This is a genomic window from Actinophytocola sp. (assembly GCF_035634895.1).
In the GTDB taxonomy this organism is placed as follows: domain Bacteria; phylum Actinomycetota; class Actinomycetes; order Mycobacteriales; family Pseudonocardiaceae; genus Actinophytocola.
Window position 1 is genome coordinate 84,750 of record NZ_DASQCC010000210.1, and the last position, 17,029, is coordinate 101,778.

Here is a 17,029-nt window from a genome sequence, read left to right on the forward strand (position 1 = left end):
GGGACGCCCGCCCGGAACAACGGGGGGTATGGCACCCGGGCCCGGAGCCGGCTCAGGTGGCATACCCCCCGCGGGGCGACCTACGGGAAGAGCGTCAACCCGGGGTCGATGCCGATGGCGGCCACCTGGTCGACACCAAGTGGCGGTGTCGCGACGGTCGGCGCGTCGCCGAACTTGACGTCGGTGCCGATGTTCGAGGACTCGACGATGACCGAGGTGCCGTCCGCCCGGGTGATGTCCACCCGGTTCATCGTGGTGCCGCCCTCCAACACCCGGGTCTGCCTGAGGATGGTCTCGCCGTGCGGTCCCGTCACGACCTCGCAGTAGGTCTGCTCCCCGCCGTTGCCTGGTGGGTCGCACCGCTCGCCGGAGTTGCCGTTGCGGTAGGCCGGGGCCAGGAGGACCAGGATGTTGCCGGTCCCCGTCGGCAGCTGGACGGTCGCCCGCGTCAGGAAGTAGCTGTCCGCGTCACAGATCGGCTTCTCGGCCGGTTTATCCCCCGTGACCTGGTACAGCTCGAACGGCCCGTGCTGCACACCGTCGGGATACTGGTTCACCGGGTTGGCCACGAACTGCGCGGTCGGCAGCTGGGCGTGGAACAGGGTGTCCAGCACCGGGCTGATGCGGGCGATGACCGCCGCGGGCGACTCCACACCGGGTCGGGAACACTGCGCCGGCGGCGTTCCCGTCGGCCGGTTCGCCGGGTGGGAGCTCAACGTGGACGGTGGTGCTGACGGCGATTCCGCCGACGTCGGGCCGCCGACCCGGACCCCGCCGCCGCCGTCATCCCTGGTCGTGGCGTACGCGACCACGCCGATTCCCAGCACCACCGCCACGCCGGCCGCGACCATCGGGTTCGCCACCCGGCGCACCCGGTCCGCGCGGCGGCCGCGGGTGATGACCGCCGCCACGTCGACCGTGGACGGCGGCACCTCCCCGATCGCGTCATCGAAAAGTTGCTTGTCCATTTCTTCCCCGCACCTCTCCGGTTAGTCGGCCTCGGCTGCCCTGGCACGCAACGTGTCGAGCCCGCGCGCGGTCTGGCTCTTCACGGTGCCCACAGAGCAGCCGAGGATCTCGGCGGTCTCCTCCACCGAGAGATCGAGATAGAGGCGCAACACGACGGCGGCCCTGCGCCTGGGCGGCAGCCCGTCGAGCAGGTCCAGCAGCTGGGCGCGGCTGACCACGGCGAACTCCGTCGGCGACGGCAGCTCGGGCAGCTCCTCGACCAGTTGCTCACGGCGGTGCCACGGCCGGCGCTTCTCGTCCAGCCAGGTACGCAGCAGCGCCTTGCGGACGTAGGCGTCCAGGCTCTGCGCGCCGCCGACCCGCGACCAGTGCCGGTACAGCTTGCCGATCGTGATCGACACGAGGTCGTCCGCGGTGTGCCAGTCCCGGCACAGGAGGTACGCGGTGCGCCGCATGACCTCCATCCGTGCCGTCACGTACTCGCGGTACGCGTTCTCCTCGGACTGTTTCACCCGCGACCTCCCCGTGTCGTGCCTCTTACACGGGCTGGAACGCGCGCTTTGCCGTGCGGGGTTGCTCAGTCCAGGCGAAAACCGTAGGGAATCTCCAGACGGTGCGCGGCGAGCAGGTCGGCGTCGGCCAGTAGCTCGCGGGTCGGGCCGTCGGCGACCACGACGCCGTCGTCGATCAGGACGCTCCGCGGGCAGAGCTGGAGGGCGTACGGGAGGTCGTGGGTGACCATCAGCATGGTTCGCCCGAGCGACAGGAGGACCTCGACCAGCTCGCGGCGTGCGACCGGCTCCAGGTTCGCGGACGGCTCGTCCAGCACGAGGATCTCCGGGTCGCAGGCCAGGACCGTGGCGAGCGCGACGCGGCGGCGCTGCCCGCCGGACAGGTGCAGCGGCGAGCGGTCGGCGTGCGCGGCCATGCCGACGGCGTCGAGCGCCTGCGTGACCCGGCGGTCCAGCTCCGCGCCGCGCAGCCCGAAGTTCGCCGGGCCGAACGCCACGTCCTCGCCGACGGTCTGCATGAACAGCTGGTCGTCGGGGTCCTGGAACACGATGCCGACGCGGCGGCGGATCTCGTGCAGGTTGGCCTTCTCGACCTTGAGACCGGCGACCTCGATGTGCCCGGCGCCCGCGGTGAGCACGCCGTTGAGGTGCAGGACGAGCGTGGTCTTGCCGGCGCCGTTGGGGCCGAGCACGGCGACCCGTTCCCCCGGCTCGACCCGCAGGTCGACGCCGTAGAGGGCCTGGTGGCCGTCGGGGTAGGCGAAGGCGAGGCCCTTCACCTCGAGCGCGGGGGTCACGTGAGCACCGCCGTGCCGAGGACCGCGGCCGTGGCCAGGACCGGGGTGAGGCCGGCGAGCCAGGTGGCGGGGCGGGCGGCGGTGCCGCGGTCGGGCATGGCTCCGGTCCAGCCGCGCGAGAGCATCGCGAGGTGGACCCGTTCGCCGCGCTCGTAGCTGCGGATGAACAGGGCGCCGATGCCGCGTGCGGTGGCGCCGACCTGCCAGAGGAAGCGCGGGTCGTGGCCGCGGGAGATCCTGGCGAGCCGCATCCGCCGCGCCTCGCCGGCGATGACGTCGAGGTAGCGGAGCATGAGCGTAGCGATGGTGGTCAGGGCGGCGGGTGTGCGCAGGCGTTGCAGGCCGACGATCAGGTCCCGCGGGGTGGTGGTCGCGGCGAGGGTCAGCGAGGTGAGGACGCCGAGGGTGCCCTTGGCGAGGATGTTCCAGCCGGCGAGCGCGCCGGCCGCGCCGCCGAGGAGGGGCATGAGGATCGCGACCAGGACGAACGGGATCTCGATGAAGGCCCGCCTGGCGAAGTGGCCGGCGGGCACGCGGGCGATCCGCCCGACGGCGACGACCATGACGAGGTAGACGCCGAACGCCCAGAACTCGGTGCGCGGCGTGGCGACCACGCAGAGGACTGTGAGCAGCGCCGCGACGATCTTGACCTGGGCGGGGAGGCGGTGCACGGGCGAGTCGGCGGGGTGGTGGAGGAGATGGGCGTGGCCGGCACTCACGGCTGGCTTCCTGGGTCGGCCGCGCTCGGCCCGCTGGTCGGCTTCTTGCCGGTCGGACGCCGGCGGAGCAGCCAGAACAGCCCGCCCGCGAGCACCGCCGTGGCGAGCACCCCCAGTACCCCCGCCACACCGGTGAAGCGGCTGTCGCCGCCGACGGTGTAGTCCGCGAGCGGGCTGTCCTTCATGTGGTGGTCACCCGAACGCTGGGCGATGCAGTCCCCCTCTAGCTGCTCGCCCTGGTCGGACCGCACCACCTGGCAGCCCTTGAGGGTCGCGCTGTCCAGGCCGTCGGGGTCCGAGTCGGCGAAGTACGACAGCACGCCGGCGCAGATCAGCGCCACCAGGGCGAACCCGGCGAGGAAATGCCACCGCTTCATGCCCGCACCTCCAGCGGTGTGGCGGTCCCGCGCAGCAGGTGCACGAGGTCCGGTCGTACGGCGGCCACCGCGGTCACCGTCAGTGCCGTGATCACGCCTTCGCCGATCCCGATCAGGGCATGCAGGCCGATCATCGTGCCGGCCACGCCACCCAGGGAGAACGCGGCGTCACCGCCGAGCGCGAACTCCAGCACGAAGCCGAGGGACGCGATCACGGTGTTGCAGAACGCGGCGACGAACGCCGTCGCGAACAGGCCGGAGCGTCCTCGGGCAGCGAGCGGCCGCAGCGCGAGCGCCACCAGGTAGCCCGCCGCCGTGCCGATCAGCGCCATGTTCGTGATGTTCGCGCCGAGCGCGGTCAGGCCGCCGTCGGCGAACACCAGTGCCTGCACGACCAGCACGATCCCGACGCACAGCGCGCCGACCCACGGTCCGACCAGCATCGCGGCCAGCGCGCCGCCGAGCAGGTGACCGCTCACGCCGGGCAGGATCGGGAAGTTCAGCATCTGGGTGGCGAACACGAAGGCCGCGACCAGCCCGGCCATCGGCGCGGTCCTGTCGTCGAGGTCGCGACGGGCGCCGACCATCGCGGTCGCCATGCCGAGCACGGCGACGCCACCGAAGATCAGCGACGTCGGCGCGTTGATCAGGCCGTCGCTCATGTGCATCGCTACGGGTTGGGACACGGACCCAGCCTAGATAGCAACGACGGGCAATCACCAGGTATTTGCAACAACGGATTTGTGCCCGAGCCGGGCCTGTGACGGCCGACACTCGGCACCTACCGGCGCTGGGGACTGCTGACCCACAGCGAAGCCTGTTCGACGAACTCCTTCATCGCCACGTCCACCAGCTCGACGCGGTCGGGCACCAGCGGCGCGTAGCCGGGGGCGACCTCACGCTGACCCGGGTCGAGCACCAGCACCGCGAGGTCGGCCGCCGGGTTCTCGGCCACCGCGCGCCGCAACGGCTCGCTGTCCACCAGCCGGCTGATGTTCACCACCAGCGGCCCGGCGAACCCGTGGCCGCCGGCGGCCACCGGGCCGGTGCCCACGGCCATCCGCAGCCGGATCCGGTCGCCGGACGCCGCGTTGTCCTCGGCCAGCCGCCGCGCGACCGAACGCAGCAACACGGGCAGCCGGTCGGTCGGGTCGTCGCCGGTGGCCAGGAGCACCACCGTGCTGTCACCGGCGCCGCTGTCCCGGTCGACCTCGTCGAAGTCGTCGCCGACGTCGGCGACCACCGTCCGCAGCAACGCCAGCAGCCGGGTCTCGACGTGCTTCTGCTCCTGCTCGTCACGCTGCCCGTAGCTGACCACGTCGACCACGAAACCCAGCCGGTTCGCCCGCCTGGCCGCGAGGACGGGGGCCCACCAGCCGCTTTCCATCAGGACGCCACTCTCGTGAGGTACATGCCGCCGCTCGCCACGATCGCCGCCTGCCGCGCCAGCGCGGTGACCTCGTAGCCGGACTCGTCCAGCACCTCGACGAGCGCGCCCGTGAGCCGGCTCTCCAGAACCTTCAGGTAGCGGCCGCGGTCGGCCAGCTGGAAGTAGTTCTGCACGTCCGTGTCCGCCGCCAGCTCACGCAGGCTGTGCGCGACGCCGTACATCTCCGGCGTGGGCCGGCCGGCCCGGGGCCGCTCCGGGCGGATCACCGAACAGACCCCGCGCAGCCGGGCGGGCATGGTCAGCGGCAGCGTGAGGAACCGCCGCACCGCCCGCTCGACCGGCCAGAGCGGCGAGTCCGGCAGGGCGTCGATGGCGCGGTACTCCTTCCGGACCGGCAGCAGCACGCACGGCGTCCACTCGACATAGAGGGTCGTGCCGCTGACCGCCAGGTGCAGGAACGCGGACACCACGAAGTCCCGGTCCCACGCCTCGACCTGGAAGCGCAGGTAGTACCTGGCCCACTCGAGCGGCTGCTCGCGGAGCTCCCGTACCCGTTGCCCCCTCAGCAACGGGTACGGGGCCGTGTTCGGCCGGGCGATGAAGTCGCCGGCCCGGTCGAGGTTGTCGAGGTTGTCGAGGTGGCCGACCAGCTCCTCGGCGGCGACCACGACCTGCTCGGTGACCCGCAGGTCGGCGAACCGCCCGCCGGGGCCGAGGCACGCCGCGTCGCGGAGCGAGCCCATGGCGTGGGTGACGCGCTCGTAGAGGCACTCGGCGGACAGCGGCGCCACCCGCTCCACGTGCGCGCGCGGCCGCAGCGGCACGGCGAGCGACCAGGGCGCGTACGGCCGGCCGGCGCCGATGAACACGCGGTAGCCGCGGGCGACGATCAGGGGCGCGGCCGCCTCGACGTCGGCCTCGTCGCTGGACTCGTCGCCGGCCTCGGCGGGCGCGGCCATGCGTACCGGCGCACGCAGCTGCCGGCGCAGCTGGGTGAGGAAGTGCCTGGCGCCGAAGAAGTACACGCGCCGATCCTGAGGCGACAGTTGCGCGGGCTCCGGGTCGGGGACCCGGCGGCCCCGCGTGAAGCGGTCCCCGAGGTGGTGCCACACGACGAGCTCGTCGACGACCAGCACCACGAGCATCGCGCCGAGGAGGCCGGCCGCGAGCAGCGAGGCCGGAGCCAGGTCCGGGGCGGCGCCGTAGCTCGCCGGCGACCCACCGGTGAGGAGCAGGACGGTGAGCAGCGCGCCGGCGACCAGCCCTCCGCTGACCGCCGGCAGCAGCCGCCGTACCACCCCGGGTCTTTCGGCGCGGTCGCCCCGCGCCAGGCCGACGAAGACGATCACCGCGACGACCAGCCACGCGGTCACGATGCTCAGCGAGAGCGTGCCGAGCAGGCTTGCGAACAGGATGACCAGCAGGGTGTCCCGGAACTTGCGCCGGGCGCGGGCCGCGACCGCCTCCGCCAGGACGGCGCCGGCCCGCACCCCTGCGACGGGCGGCGCCGTGCGGGTTGGTTGAGTGAGAAACTCCCGAATCACCCGATCGGTGAACCGGTCGTCGAGGTGCGCCGCGGCACAGAGGTACCGCGTCGTGTCGTCGCGCTCCCTCAACATCCCCACGCCCCCACGATCGGCCGAACCCGTAGTTTTCGACGGTAGCGGTACGCGTTTTCGCCGGGGGCTCTCGCGCGTATTTGTCAAAGATATGTCCCACGTTCGGACTACCGACAATTATCGGACAGTACGCCGGTGGACTTGACAATCGCCAATCTGTAACGATGTTCAGATGACGGCGAGCACCTTCGACGAGCTCCAGGAAATACCGCGGGGGCGGGGCATGCAGGCCGGGGACGTCGCCGACCGGATCGGCCCGGGACTACGCAGAGCGTGCGGGGTGACGACCGCCGACGCCCCCGCGACCGTACGGCGCAAGGTCGGCACGCGGCTCACCGAACTGTGTGACCGGCTGCCCCACGACCTGCGGATCTCCGTGCTCGCCGGGCTCGCACTGCACCCGCAGGCAGATCATCAGTTCATGCAGGACAGGATGAGCTGGGCGGCCCACCAGATCAACCGGGACCACCCGCGTGCCGCCGTCCGGCGGATGAAGATCGGCTTCCGGATCCTGGCCGAGCAGCTCGACGAGCTGGTCGAGGCCCCCGAGCTGTCGCAGGGCTGGCACGTGTGCTCGCTGCGCGCCCTGTTTCGAATGGACGTCGAGCCGCCGCAGCTGACGGAGGACCGCGTGATCATCGCGTCGGTGGACGACCTGAGCGAGATCGAGCTGCGGCTCTCGGCGCCGGCGTCCGGCCAGACCGCGGACAGCCCGATCGTGGCGAGCGTGCTGTACGGCGGGGAGATCACCGACACCGAGCGCATCACCCCGAGCCACCGGAAGTTCTCGGTACGGCTGCCGAAGCCGTTGCTGGCCGGGGAGAAGCACGAGTACGGGGTGCGGTTCAGCGCGTTCCCCCGCGCGCTCATGCCGCCGTTCTACGTGATGACGCCGCTCCAGCCGTGCGAGCGGTTCACCGTGCGGGTGCGCTTCGGCACCGACGTGCCGGACCGGATCTGGCGCCTGGACGGCATCCCTCCGCGCGCCATCGACGACTTCGAGCCGGCGGACGGGCTGCTCCAACCCGACCGGCTCGGCGAGGTGTCGCTGGAGTTCTCCAAGCTGCACCAGGGGTTGAGCTACGGCATGCGCTGGTCGGGCTAGTGACGAGGGAGCCGTTGGTAGGCGGGTCCTTCCTGCACTACCTCGCGCCCCCGGACCGTGACTTCCTGCTCGGTCGCGGCATGATCCACGTCCGTTCGGCCGGCCGGACGCTCATGCACGAGGGCGACCCCACCGACCACGTGCTTGTCCTCCTGTCGGGGTGGGTGCGCGTCTACACGACCGCCCGGAACGGGCAGGTGGTGCTGTACGCGTTGTGCGGTCCCGGCGAGGTCATCGGCGACCTGGCGGCCCTGCACGGCTGGCCACGGACAGCGACCGTGGACACGTTGCAGGAGACGGAGTTCGCGCAGTTCACCCACGACGGTTTCCTGGCGTGCCTGGAGGATCGGGCCGCGCTCGGCGTAGCGCTGCTGCGGCAGATGGCGGTGCGGTTGCGTAAGGCGGAAGGGGCCAGAGTCGACTTCGCGACCATGGGCGTGGCCCAGCGGGTCGCGGCCTTCCTCGTACGCATGGCCGACCTGCACGGCCGTCCGTCGCCCAACGGCGTGCTGGTCGGCATGCCATTGACACAGCAGGACATCGCGAACAGCATTGGGGGGTCACGGCGCGCCGTGGCCCGCGCGCTCCAGACATTCCGGGAGCGCGGCATGCTCGTCACCGGCCGGCGGATGTTCGTGGTGTCGGCACTCGACGTGCTGCGCGGGCTGGCCGGAAGTGCGCCAGATGGCACATAGCGAGTGTGCCATCGTTCGTCGTATCTAATTCCGATTCATCCGACCCTATTGATGCCCGGGAGAACACGGGAAGAGGGACGGGGAGTCGGTCATGAGGTACATAGTCACGGTTTCCGCCGCTGCACGACTGGGTTTCTGGTTGTTTACCATCGGCGTAGTGCTGGGCCTCTTTCTCGGACTCCGGGTCTGATTCCGAAGTGGACTTTTCGGGCGTTCCTGTTACCCGGATGAAGAGGGAGGCTGGTCATGGAAAGCCATCTAATCTGGCTCGGCCTGCTGGGCTGAGCCTGTCCCACTGAGGTGTCGGGGGACCGCGGCGCCGCCGGTTTCTGGGGGTTCGGCGGCGCCGTGGTTGGGGTCAGACGAAGGCGTTGATCCCGGTGAGCCTGCGGCCGATGAGGAGTTTCTGGACCTGGCTGGTCCCCTCGTACAAGGTCATCACGCGGGCGTCGCGAAGAATTTTCGATACCGGGTACTCATCCAGATAACCGTAACCACCGAATACCTGGATGGCGAGGTTCGCGGCGGTTACCGCGTTCTCGCTCGCGTACAGCTTGGCCATCGAGGCCTCCGTCGAGAACGGCTGGCCCCGGTCGACGAGGTCGGCGACCCGCCAGACGAGCAGCCGCGCCGCTTCGGTGCCGACGGCCATGTCCGCCAGCATCTCCTGCACCAGCTGGAACCCGGCGATGGGCCTGCCGAACTGCTGACGCTCCCCCGCGTACTTCGTCGACGCCTCGAGCGCCGCCCTGGCCAGGCCGACGCATCCGGAGGCCACGGACATGCGGCCCTTGTCGAGCGCCGCCATCGCGATCTTGAAGCCCTGGCCGAGGTGCCCGAGCACGGCGTCGTCACCGACCCGCACGCCGTCCAGGACCAGCTCACCGGTCGACTGACCGCGCAGGCCGAGCTTGCCCTTGATCTCCCGGTGCGTGAAGCCGGTCGAGTCGGTCGGCACGAGGAACGCGGTCACGCCGCGCGGCCCGTCCTCGCCGGTGCGGGCGAAGATGAGGGCGAGGTCCGCCCAGGTGCCGTTGGTGATGAACATCTTCGAGCCGCTGATCACCCATCCGTCGCCGTCGCGGACGGCCTTGGTGGCGAGGTTGCCGGCGTCGGAGCCGGTGTCCGGTTCGGTGAGCCCGAAGCAGGCCAGCGACTCCCCGGAGCACAGCCGGGTCAGCCACCTCTGCTTCTGGTCTTCGGTGCCGTAGCTGAGGATGGTCTTGCCGACGAGCCCGAGCGAGACGGACACGATGCCGCGGATGGCGGAGTCGCCGCGGCCGAGTTCCTCCATCATCAGGCAGTACGCCAGGTGGTCCCCGCCGGAGCCGCCGTACTCCTCCGGCACGGTCATGCCGAGAAACCCGACCTCGGCCAGCTTGCCGACGATGGCGCGGTCGACCTGCTCGGCCCGGTCCCAGTCCCGTGTGTGCGGTACGACCTCACGGTCGATGAAGTCCCGCGCCATCTCGCGTAGCGCGGCCTGCTCCTCGCTGAGCGACAGATCCATACCAGCAGGCTAACGCGGCGCGAGCCAGGTTCTACCGTCGAGTAGCTCGCGTTCGAGGTAGGCGGGGCCGGCGGCTAGAAGATCGCGATCAGTACCAGGATCACCACGACCACGACGATGATCGCCACCAGGGGCGAGCCGCCGGGGTTCCTGCGGTAGTGGCTGCGGACCGTGGTCGAGCGGCCCCAGCCGTACGGGGTGCGGCGGCGGTGTCGGCGAACCCAGGCCATTGTCTGCTCCCAACGTGTGTCGTTCTCCGGCCCACGCATACCCCGATCCCCGGTGGTGTATGCCTTCCAGCCGCGGTTCGGTCGCCCGCGCCGTCAGGACGCCGGACGCCCGCGGTGCCCGGTTGTCCCGACGTCCACCAAACACGTTGAGGCGTAACCTCCCCGCGGCACCGGGCGATAGAGCCGGCAACATCCGGCCATACTGGGGGGATCATCGTGCTGTCAGGAAGACGTGTGCTCGCGGCCGTGCTGTCGGCCCTGTGCGTTTCGGGGGCGGTGGTCCCGGTGGCGGCCGCCGAGCCGTCCACAGGCGACTATCCGGTCGTCCGCGGGGTGGTGCGGGACAACGTGGACAAGCCGCACAGCCCGGTCAGCGGCGAGGCCAGGTACGCGGGCGACCAGCCGCGGGCCGCGGCGGCCGCCGACTACGTGCGCGGCATCGACGTCGCCAAGTTCCAGCACGGCACCCCGATCAACTGGACGCAGGTCGCCGGCAGCGGGATCCGGTTCGTCGGCGTCAAGGCGAGCGAGGGCGACTACTACACGAACCCCTACTTCGCGGGTGACCAGGAGGGCGCGCAAGCGGCCGGGATGTACGCGTTCGCCTACCACTTCGGCACGCCGAACGACACGGACGGCGTCACGCAGGCCGACTACTTCGTCGACCGCGCCGGCTACTCCCCCGACGGCAAGACGCTGAACCCGGTGCTGGACGTCGAGCACAACCCGTACCTCCAGTACGCCGACCGCTGCTACGACAAGACGGCGCCGGAGCTGGTGACGTGGATCCGCGACTTCATGACCGAGGTCAAGCGGCGCCTCGGCGTGACCCCGACGCTGTACACGACGCCGTTCTTCTGGAGCGAGTGCGTCGGCAACAGCACCGCGTTCGCGTCGTACCCGCTGTGGATCGCGCACCACGACATCGCGGCACCGAGCGTGCCGAGCGCGTGGGCGGGCAACTGGACGATGTGGCAGTACAGCGACACCACGACGGTGCCGGGCATCTCCGGCGACGTGGACGGCGACTACGTCAGCGGCGGCGAGGCCATGCTCGACTCGCTCGCGACCAAGGCCGGCGGCTACACCGCGACGTCGCCGGTCCGGGTGCTCGACACGCGCGACGGGAACGGCCCGCTCGGGCCGGGCGGCGTGGTGACCGTCGACCTGTCCGGGCAGCTGCCGGCGGGCGCGACGTCCGCGGTGCTGAACGTCACCGGCAGCGCGACCTCGTCGACGGTGGTCACGGTCTGGCCGACCGGGCGGCCCCGGCCGCTCTCGTCGAACCTGAACCTGGCGGCGGGCGACGTGCGGTCGAACCTCGTGACGGTGCAGGTCGGGGCGGACCGGAAGGTGTCGCTGTACAACAACACCGGCAGCACGCATCTGGTGGCGGATCTGGCCGGGTACTACGCGACGAACGCGACCGGGTTGTTCAACGCACGCTCGCCGGAGCGGGTGCTCGACACGAGGTCGGGTTCGGCGGTCGGGCCGGGCGGAACCATCACGCTCACCATGCCCGCGTCCGTGCCGTCGACGGCCACCGCGGTGACGCTCAACCTGACGGGCGTCGGCGCGACCACCGGGACGTACGTGGTCGCGTGGCCGACCGGCCAGACCCGGCCGAACGCGTCGAACCTGAACCTGGCCAACGGGAACCCGACACCGAACCTGGTGACGGTGAAGCTGGGGACCAACCGGTCGGTCGACCTGTACAACAACACCGGCTCGGTGCACCTGGTGGCCGACCTGGCCGGGTACTACGCGCCCGACACGGGTGCGAAGTTCGTCGCGCTACCCCCGACACGGTTGCTGGACACCCGCAACGGCGGGGTCTCTTGGCTGCCCGTGCCCGGCGGCGGCCAGGCGATCGCACTGTCGATGGCGGACACCCTGCCCACCAACGCGACGGGCGTGGTCCTGAACGTCACCGGCGTCGCGCCGACGACGGACACGTTCGTGGCCGTGTACCCGAAGACGGCGACAACGCCGAGCCGGCCGGTGGCCTCGAACCTCAACCTGGTCGCCGGCCAGATCGTCCCGAACCTGGTGACGGTCGGGGTCGGCTCCGCGAACGACGTGTGGCTCTTCAACAACGCCGGCACGATCAACCTGGTGGCCGACCTCGCCGGCTACTTCGCCCCGTAACCCGGCCATCCGGGGACGCCGTGTGGACGCGGTGTCCCCGGACGCGCCGGCACGCACCTCTACGGCGTTGACCTGCGAAACTCTTGTTGCTGAAATCAGCCTGGGGATGGAGATCAGGCAGCCCCCACCCGATCCCAGGGCCTCGGCAGAGTCACAGAGCCGATGGTCAACGGGTGTGCGAAGGCCCGGGCCGGGGCTCTCCCCCGTCCGCTATGGCGGGTTGACACCACGGGAAGTTGCCGAATTGCACGCGTTGCTTCGGTGCGCCGGGGTGCCCACAGGGGTCGATACGCGAGCCGAAAGTCTGCCTCGTACCGCAGGATTTGCCGGGCCCCTTACCCCAATCCCAGCGCCCCGCCGGCCATTCCACCGCGTTGACCTGCGAAAACGATTTTTGCTGAAGCCAGCCCCAGAATGGAGATCAGGCAGCCCCCACCCAAACCCGGGGGCCACCCCGCCGACCATTCTACCGGGGTAGGACGACAGCACGCCGCAAAACCCCTGGTCAGTGGGGGCTGTGGATGACTTTCACCCGGTCGGGTCGAGCGAAGGCGCCATTCGCTCAGTCTTGTGGGCCGTTCCAGGACCATCGCGGGATTCGTAGGTCGTCGGGGACGTCGGCGGCGGAGTGGTGGTAGCGGGACATGGTGGTCGTCGTGGTCCAGGTGAAGTAGTCGTGGAGGGCCTTCCCCAGCGGGGCGGTGTCCAGGCCGACGTCGCGGAGGGCGTCGTCGAAGCAGGCGATCGCGCGGCGGTCCATCTCGTCGTGGGGGCCGTTTCCGCTGTGCATGCGGACCACCTCGGTCTCGGTGCCGTACTCGTCCGAGTACGTCGTCGGGCCGCCGAGGGCCTCCGCCCAGTACGCCGCGAGCCGCTCGCTGTGTCGCGGATGGAAACCGTGACTGAAGGCGTGGCTCACGACCTCGTCGGCCATCACCCGCGTGTGCCAGGCCTCGGCCAGGCGGAGCAGGGCCGCGTGGCCGCCCGCGGCCGCGTAGACGCTTTCCATGTCGGCTCGCTTTCACATGTTATCGTCATCTGGATTGTCAGGGCATTCCAAGGGGTGGCAAGGGGTGACGATGGTTCGGTTGACCCGAGCACAGCAGCAGGAACGCAACCGTGCCGCCGTGCTCGCCGCGGCGCGGGACGAGTTCGCCGAGCGCGGGTACGCCGATGCCAAGGTAGACCGGATCGCGGAACGTGCCGAACTGACGCGCGGCGCGGTCTACTCCAACTTCCCGAGCAAACGCGCGCTCTACCTGGCCGTCCTGCTCGACTCGCTCGACCCGCCCGAGGTGACCGGCCGCGGCTCGACCCTGGCCGACGGGCTGGGTACCTTCGCCCGCGGCTGGCTCGAACGCCTGCCGCTCACCGGCGACTCGCCGGCCGGCGGGCACCTGCGGTCGCGATCGATGTCCGGCGTGTTCGACGACGAGCCAGGACGCGCCGCGTTCGCGCAGGTCGCCCGGCTGGAGGCGATACTGCTCGGCCTCGCGCTCGAGTCCCGCCCACCGAACGTCGTGCGCCGGGTTCGGCTGGCCGAGCTGGTCCTCACGGTCCTGAGCGGCACCGGCCACCTCGCCGAGAAGGCCCCCGGTTTCGGTGACCCCTTCGACGTCATTCGCGCCTGCCAGCACCTGGCCGCCCTCGACCTCGGCGACGCCTGGGATCCGCCGCACCTTCCGTTCGTCCCGCCCGCCCAGGCGGTTCGGGAGGCGTGGACGCCGCCGGGCACGCTGCCGGACCTGCTCACTGGCGAACCGGCCGCCTTCGGCGGGGACGGGGTGATCGCGGTGCTCGGCACCGGCCGGCTGAGCGCGGCCGAGGAGGCGGTGCGGGCCGCGGAGCACGTCACGGTCGTCGTGGTCACGAACGACCACGCCGAGCTGGGCCGGCTCGTGCGGTTGCGGCTCGGGGACCTCGCGAACTGCCTGCTGCCGGTGTTCGGGCCGCCGCGGCCGCGGGTCGTGCTCGACGACGGCCGCGTCGCGTCGGCGGTCCAGGTCCGGGATGACGACGACACGGAGGCGGCCGTTCGGGTCGAGGCCGGTGAGATCGTCGCCAGGGCGGCCGGGCGCGGTGCGGCGCACGCGGTGGGTGGCTCGACCAGGGCACGCCGGTGAACGTCGTGCTGCATGCCTTGCGTTGCATGGGGTTCACCGGCACGAACCGGGTCGCCACGGCGACCGGGCTCTCGGCGTCCACCGTGGAGTCCGAGCTGATCGACCTCGCGGTGGCCGGGCTCGTCACCCACACGCCGGGCACCTTCGGCGGCTGGGGCCTCACGGAGACCGGCCGGGCCGCGGACGCCGAGAACGTTATGTCCGAAGTGGACGGTGTGCGGGACGCGGTCGCCGGCTGCTACGACGACTTCCTCGTGCTCAACCCCGAGCTGCTCGACATCTGCGCGGCGTGGCAGACGAGGCCGGGCGAGCAGGTGCTGACGGTGCTGACCGGCTTCCACACGCGCGCCGACGCCGTGCTCGCGAGGCTTTCCGTTGCCCTGCCACGGTTCGGCCGGTACCGGGAGCGGTTGACCACCGCGCTCGGCCGGGCCTCGGCCGGCCGGCCGGAGTACGTGACCGACGATGTCGAGTCCTACCACGCGGTGTGGTTCCAGCTGCACGAGGATCTCCTCGCCACGCTGGGCATTCCGCGATGATCTACCCGCTCGCACCGGAGGTCACCGCGACCGCGGACGTGCTCGGTGCGAAGGCCCACGGCCTGATCATGTTGCGGCGACTCGGTTTGCCCGTGCCGCCCGGGTTCGTCATCGGCACGCCCGCCTGCCGGGAGTTCCTGCGGGACGGCCGGCTCCCGGACCTGACGGCCGCGGTGCGTGCGCTCGCCTCGTCGCACGGGGACCGGACGGTGTCGGTCCGCTCGGGTGGGCGCGTCTCCATGCCGGGCATGATGAACACCGTCCTCGACGTGCCGCTCACCGTGTCACGGCTGGCGCCGGCCGTCGAGTCGGTGTTCTCGTCGTGGCACACGCCGCGGGCCAGGACCTACCGTGAGCTGCACGGCATCCCGCACGACCTGGGCACCGCGGTCACCGTGCAGACGATGGTGTTCGGCGAGCGGGGCGGGTCCGGGGTCGCGTTCAGCCGCGACCCCAACACCGGCGAGCACGTCCCGTTCGGCGAGGTCCTCTTCGGACACCGCGGCGACGACGTGGTGTCCGGGCGGACGGTGACCCGCCCGCTGCGTGACCTGGCCGACCGGGAGCCCGCGATGTGGGCGGAGCTGCTGGCCGCGATGGCGCGCATCGAGGAGCACTGCCGCGACGCGTGCTCGGTGGAGTTCACGTTCGAGTCGGGTCGGCTGTGGCTGCTGCAGGTTCGCGCCGGCGGGTTCGTCGGCGCGGCGGCGGCACGCGTCGCGGTCGAGCTGGCGGACGCGGGCCTGATCAGCCGAAGCGAGGCCGTCGGCCGGGTCCCCGCTTCCGTCGACACGGCACGGATCGACGCCTCCGGTGCGGATGTCCTCACGCGTGGGCTCGGCGCGTGCCCGGGCGTCGCGACAGGACGGGTGGCGACGACCGCGGACGCGGCGGTGCGCATGGACGGACCGGTGATCCTGTTCCGGCCGCACACCTCTCCCCTCGACATGCACGGCCTGGCCGCGGCGGCCGGCGTCGTCACGTCGACGGGCGGCCCGGCCAGCCACGCCGCGATCGTGGCCCGCGCCATGGGGAAGCCGGCGGTCGTGGCGGCGACGGCCCTCACGGTCGAGGAGTCGCGCATCCGAGCCGGGGACCGCACACTGCCGGCCGGCACCGTCGTCACCATCGACGGAACCAGTGGCGTCGTCGTGCTCGGCAGCCCGCGTGTCGTCACGGGCACGTCCGCCCCGTACTCAGGCGGTCGCTGAGCTCGTCACTTCGTTGTGGGCGGCTGGAGCCGATCGGTCAGTCGGGTCAGCACCTCGACGAAGGTGCGGCGTTCGGCTTCCGGCACCGCGGCCAGGAACTTCTCCTCCATGGCGCGGATGGCCGTGCGGCAGGCGTCGAGCACCACGCGGCCGTCGTCGGTCAGGGCGATCACCCGGTTGCGGCGGTCGGCCGGGTCGGGAGTGCGGGTGAGCAGACCGCGGGCCTCCAGGCGGTCGAGGATCGGGATCAGGCGGGTCTTGTCCCGCTGCACCGCGGCCGCCAACTCGGACTGGGTCGGCGCCGCCTCGTCCCGCAGTGCGCTCAACACGGCGTAGTCCCACATCTCGACGTCGTGCGCGCGCAGGATCGGCGTCTCTGCGTCGAACATCGCCCTGGTCAGGCGGGCGAACGACGCGCCAAGGTCGTGGCGCTGCCCCGTCATGCGACGACGATACCGGTTGACCAATCGTCTACCGTGGTAGATAGTCCACCTATGCAGAACATTCGAGACCTTCACCGGCGTTCGTTCGAGGCCGTCCGGCCCGTGGTCGCGCGAGTTCGGGCCATCGACCTGGATCGGCCCACGCCCTGCGCGGAGTGGGACCTGCGGGCGTTACTCGCACACATGACCGGGCAGGACCGCGGATTCGCCGCGGCGGCCCTGGCCGACGTGCCGGCCGAGGCGTTCGCGCCCCGCGACCCGGCCACCTGGGAGGCCGGCGCCGCCGTGGTGGTCGCCGCCTTCGCCGCCGCCGACCCGGACCAGCAGGTGCTGATGCCGGAGTTCGGCGGCATGCGGTTTCCGCTCGACACCGTGATCGGCTTCCACCTGATCGACACGTTGGTCCACGGGTGGGACGTCGCGGCGTCGATCGGCGCCGAGGTCGACTACGACGACGACCTGCTCGCCGCCGCCCGGCGAACAGCCGAGGCCGTGCCCGACGGGGACGCACGCACGGCACCCGGCGCGCCGTTCGGTCCCGTCCTGTCCACGGTGGACGGAACGGACGGGTGGGCGCGAACCCTGGCCCTGCTCGGCCGCGACGCGGACTGGGCGCCGCCTCCCCGGGACTCCTGAGCGCGG

General features: G+C 71.3%; 19 protein-coding genes. 7 read left to right on the forward strand and 12 right to left on the reverse strand.

Features of this window, described 5'->3' with window-relative positions; all coding sequences use genetic code 11:
• Nucleotides 1–80: 80 nt before the first annotated feature.
• The 8 genes from VET29_RS31825 to VET29_RS31860 all read right to left on the reverse strand — a co-directional run bounded on the left by VET29_RS31825 (nucleotide 81) and on the right by VET29_RS31860 (nucleotide 6,389).
• Nucleotides 81–968, reverse strand: a complete 888-nt coding sequence (locus VET29_RS31825) for a hypothetical protein (RefSeq protein WP_324927565.1) — start codon at nucleotides 966–968, stop codon at nucleotides 81–83.
• 21 nt (nucleotides 969–989) lie between these two features.
• Nucleotides 990–1,481, reverse strand: coding sequence for a SigE family RNA polymerase sigma factor (locus VET29_RS31830; RefSeq protein ID WP_324927569.1), 492 nt, complete (start codon nucleotides 1,479–1,481; stop codon nucleotides 990–992).
• Nucleotides 1,482–1,546: 65 nt separating this feature from the next.
• Nucleotides 1,547–2,278, reverse strand: a complete 732-nt coding sequence (locus VET29_RS31835) for an ABC transporter ATP-binding protein (protein WP_324927571.1) — start codon at nucleotides 2,276–2,278, stop codon at nucleotides 1,547–1,549.
• Nucleotides 2,275–2,997 carry an energy-coupling factor transporter transmembrane component T gene (locus VET29_RS31840; RefSeq protein WP_324927573.1) on the reverse strand — a complete coding sequence of 241 codons (723 nt, stop codon included), beginning with the start codon at nucleotides 2,995–2,997 and terminating at the stop codon, nucleotides 2,275–2,277. The genes VET29_RS31835 and VET29_RS31840 overlap by 4 nt, the downstream gene beginning before the upstream one ends.
• The gene (locus VET29_RS31845) at nucleotides 2,994–3,374 is read right to left on the reverse strand and encodes a PDGLE domain-containing protein (RefSeq protein ID WP_324927575.1); all 381 of its coding nucleotides are present in this window, start codon (nucleotides 3,372–3,374) and stop codon (nucleotides 2,994–2,996) included. Before VET29_RS31845 ends, VET29_RS31840 begins: the two co-directional genes overlap by 4 nt.
• On the reverse strand, nucleotides 3,371–4,060 hold the full coding sequence (locus tag VET29_RS31850) for an energy-coupling factor ABC transporter permease (RefSeq protein WP_324927577.1): 690 nt from the start codon (nucleotides 4,058–4,060) through the stop codon (nucleotides 3,371–3,373). Before VET29_RS31850 ends, VET29_RS31845 begins: the two co-directional genes overlap by 4 nt.
• Nucleotides 4,061–4,155: 95 nt before the next feature.
• Nucleotides 4,156–4,761, reverse strand: coding sequence for a hypothetical protein (locus VET29_RS31855; RefSeq protein ID WP_324927579.1), 606 nt, complete (start codon nucleotides 4,759–4,761; stop codon nucleotides 4,156–4,158).
• Nucleotides 4,761–6,389, reverse strand: coding sequence for a hypothetical protein (locus VET29_RS31860; RefSeq protein WP_324927581.1), 1,629 nt, complete (start codon nucleotides 6,387–6,389; stop codon nucleotides 4,761–4,763). The genes VET29_RS31855 and VET29_RS31860 overlap by 1 nt, the downstream gene beginning before the upstream one ends.
• Before the next feature lie 166 nt (nucleotides 6,390–6,555).
• Here VET29_RS31860 and VET29_RS31865 point away from each other — a divergent pair, with 166 nt between their 5' ends.
• Together VET29_RS31865 and VET29_RS31870 are read left to right on the forward strand one after the other, a co-directional pair.
• Complete coding sequence (locus VET29_RS31865; protein ID WP_324927583.1) at nucleotides 6,556–7,488, forward strand: hypothetical protein; 933 nt, start codon at nucleotides 6,556–6,558, stop codon at nucleotides 7,486–7,488.
• A complete protein-coding gene (locus tag VET29_RS31870; protein WP_324927585.1) occupies nucleotides 7,488–8,183 on the forward strand; it encodes a Crp/Fnr family transcriptional regulator in 696 nt (231 codons plus the stop codon). Before VET29_RS31865 ends, VET29_RS31870 begins: the two co-directional genes overlap by 1 nt.
• Nucleotides 8,184–8,541: 358 nt before the next feature.
• Here the strand turns inward: VET29_RS31870 and VET29_RS31875 are convergent, their stop codons facing one another.
• Complete coding sequence (locus VET29_RS31875; protein ID WP_324927587.1) at nucleotides 8,542–9,693, reverse strand: acyl-CoA dehydrogenase family protein; 1,152 nt, start codon at nucleotides 9,691–9,693, stop codon at nucleotides 8,542–8,544.
• 74 nt (nucleotides 9,694–9,767) lie between these two features.
• Nucleotides 9,768–9,923: a hypothetical protein gene (locus VET29_RS31880; RefSeq protein ID WP_324927590.1), complete on the reverse strand. Its 156-nt coding sequence runs from the start codon at nucleotides 9,921–9,923 to the stop codon at nucleotides 9,768–9,770.
• A gap of 216 nt (nucleotides 9,924–10,139) precedes the next feature.
• On the opposite strand from VET29_RS31880, the gene VET29_RS31885 reads away from it, so the two are divergent.
• Nucleotides 10,140–12,071, forward strand: a complete 1,932-nt coding sequence (locus VET29_RS31885; RefSeq protein ID WP_324927594.1) for a GH25 family lysozyme — start codon at nucleotides 10,140–10,142, stop codon at nucleotides 12,069–12,071.
• Nucleotides 12,072–12,633: 562 nt separating this feature from the next.
• Here VET29_RS31885 and VET29_RS31890 read toward each other — a convergent pair.
• On the reverse strand, nucleotides 12,634–13,080 hold the full coding sequence (locus tag VET29_RS31890) for an oxidoreductase (RefSeq protein WP_324927597.1): 447 nt from the start codon (nucleotides 13,078–13,080) through the stop codon (nucleotides 12,634–12,636).
• Nucleotides 13,081–13,150: 70 nt separating this feature from the next.
• Here VET29_RS31890 and VET29_RS31895 point away from each other — a divergent pair, with 70 nt between their 5' ends.
• The 3 genes from VET29_RS31895 to VET29_RS31905 are packed head-to-tail and all read left to right on the forward strand — an operon-like array spanning nucleotide 13,151 to nucleotide 15,944.
• Nucleotides 13,151–14,194 carry a helix-turn-helix domain-containing protein gene (locus tag VET29_RS31895; RefSeq protein ID WP_324927599.1) on the forward strand — a complete coding sequence of 348 codons (1,044 nt, stop codon included), beginning with the start codon at nucleotides 13,151–13,153 and terminating at the stop codon, nucleotides 14,192–14,194.
• Nucleotides 14,191–14,733 carry a transcriptional regulator gene (locus VET29_RS31900; RefSeq protein WP_324927603.1) on the forward strand — a complete coding sequence of 181 codons (543 nt, stop codon included), beginning with the start codon at nucleotides 14,191–14,193 and terminating at the stop codon, nucleotides 14,731–14,733. Before VET29_RS31895 ends, VET29_RS31900 begins: the two co-directional genes overlap by 4 nt.
• Nucleotides 14,730–15,944 (forward strand): PEP/pyruvate-binding domain-containing protein, encoded by a 1,215-nt coding sequence (locus tag VET29_RS31905; RefSeq protein WP_324927605.1) that lies wholly within the window; start codon nucleotides 14,730–14,732, stop codon nucleotides 15,942–15,944. Before VET29_RS31900 ends, VET29_RS31905 begins: the two co-directional genes overlap by 4 nt.
• Nucleotides 15,945–15,949: 5 nt before the next feature.
• Here VET29_RS31905 and VET29_RS31910 read toward each other — a convergent pair whose 3' ends face one another.
• On the reverse strand, nucleotides 15,950–16,387 hold the full coding sequence (locus tag VET29_RS31910) for a MarR family winged helix-turn-helix transcriptional regulator (protein WP_324927607.1): 438 nt from the start codon (nucleotides 16,385–16,387) through the stop codon (nucleotides 15,950–15,952).
• Between the two features lie 51 nt (nucleotides 16,388–16,438).
• On the opposite strand from VET29_RS31910, the gene VET29_RS31915 reads away from it, so the two are divergent.
• Nucleotides 16,439–17,023, forward strand: coding sequence for a TIGR03086 family metal-binding protein (locus VET29_RS31915; RefSeq protein ID WP_324927609.1), 585 nt, complete (start codon nucleotides 16,439–16,441; stop codon nucleotides 17,021–17,023).
• Nucleotides 17,024–17,029 lie beyond the last annotated feature (6 nt).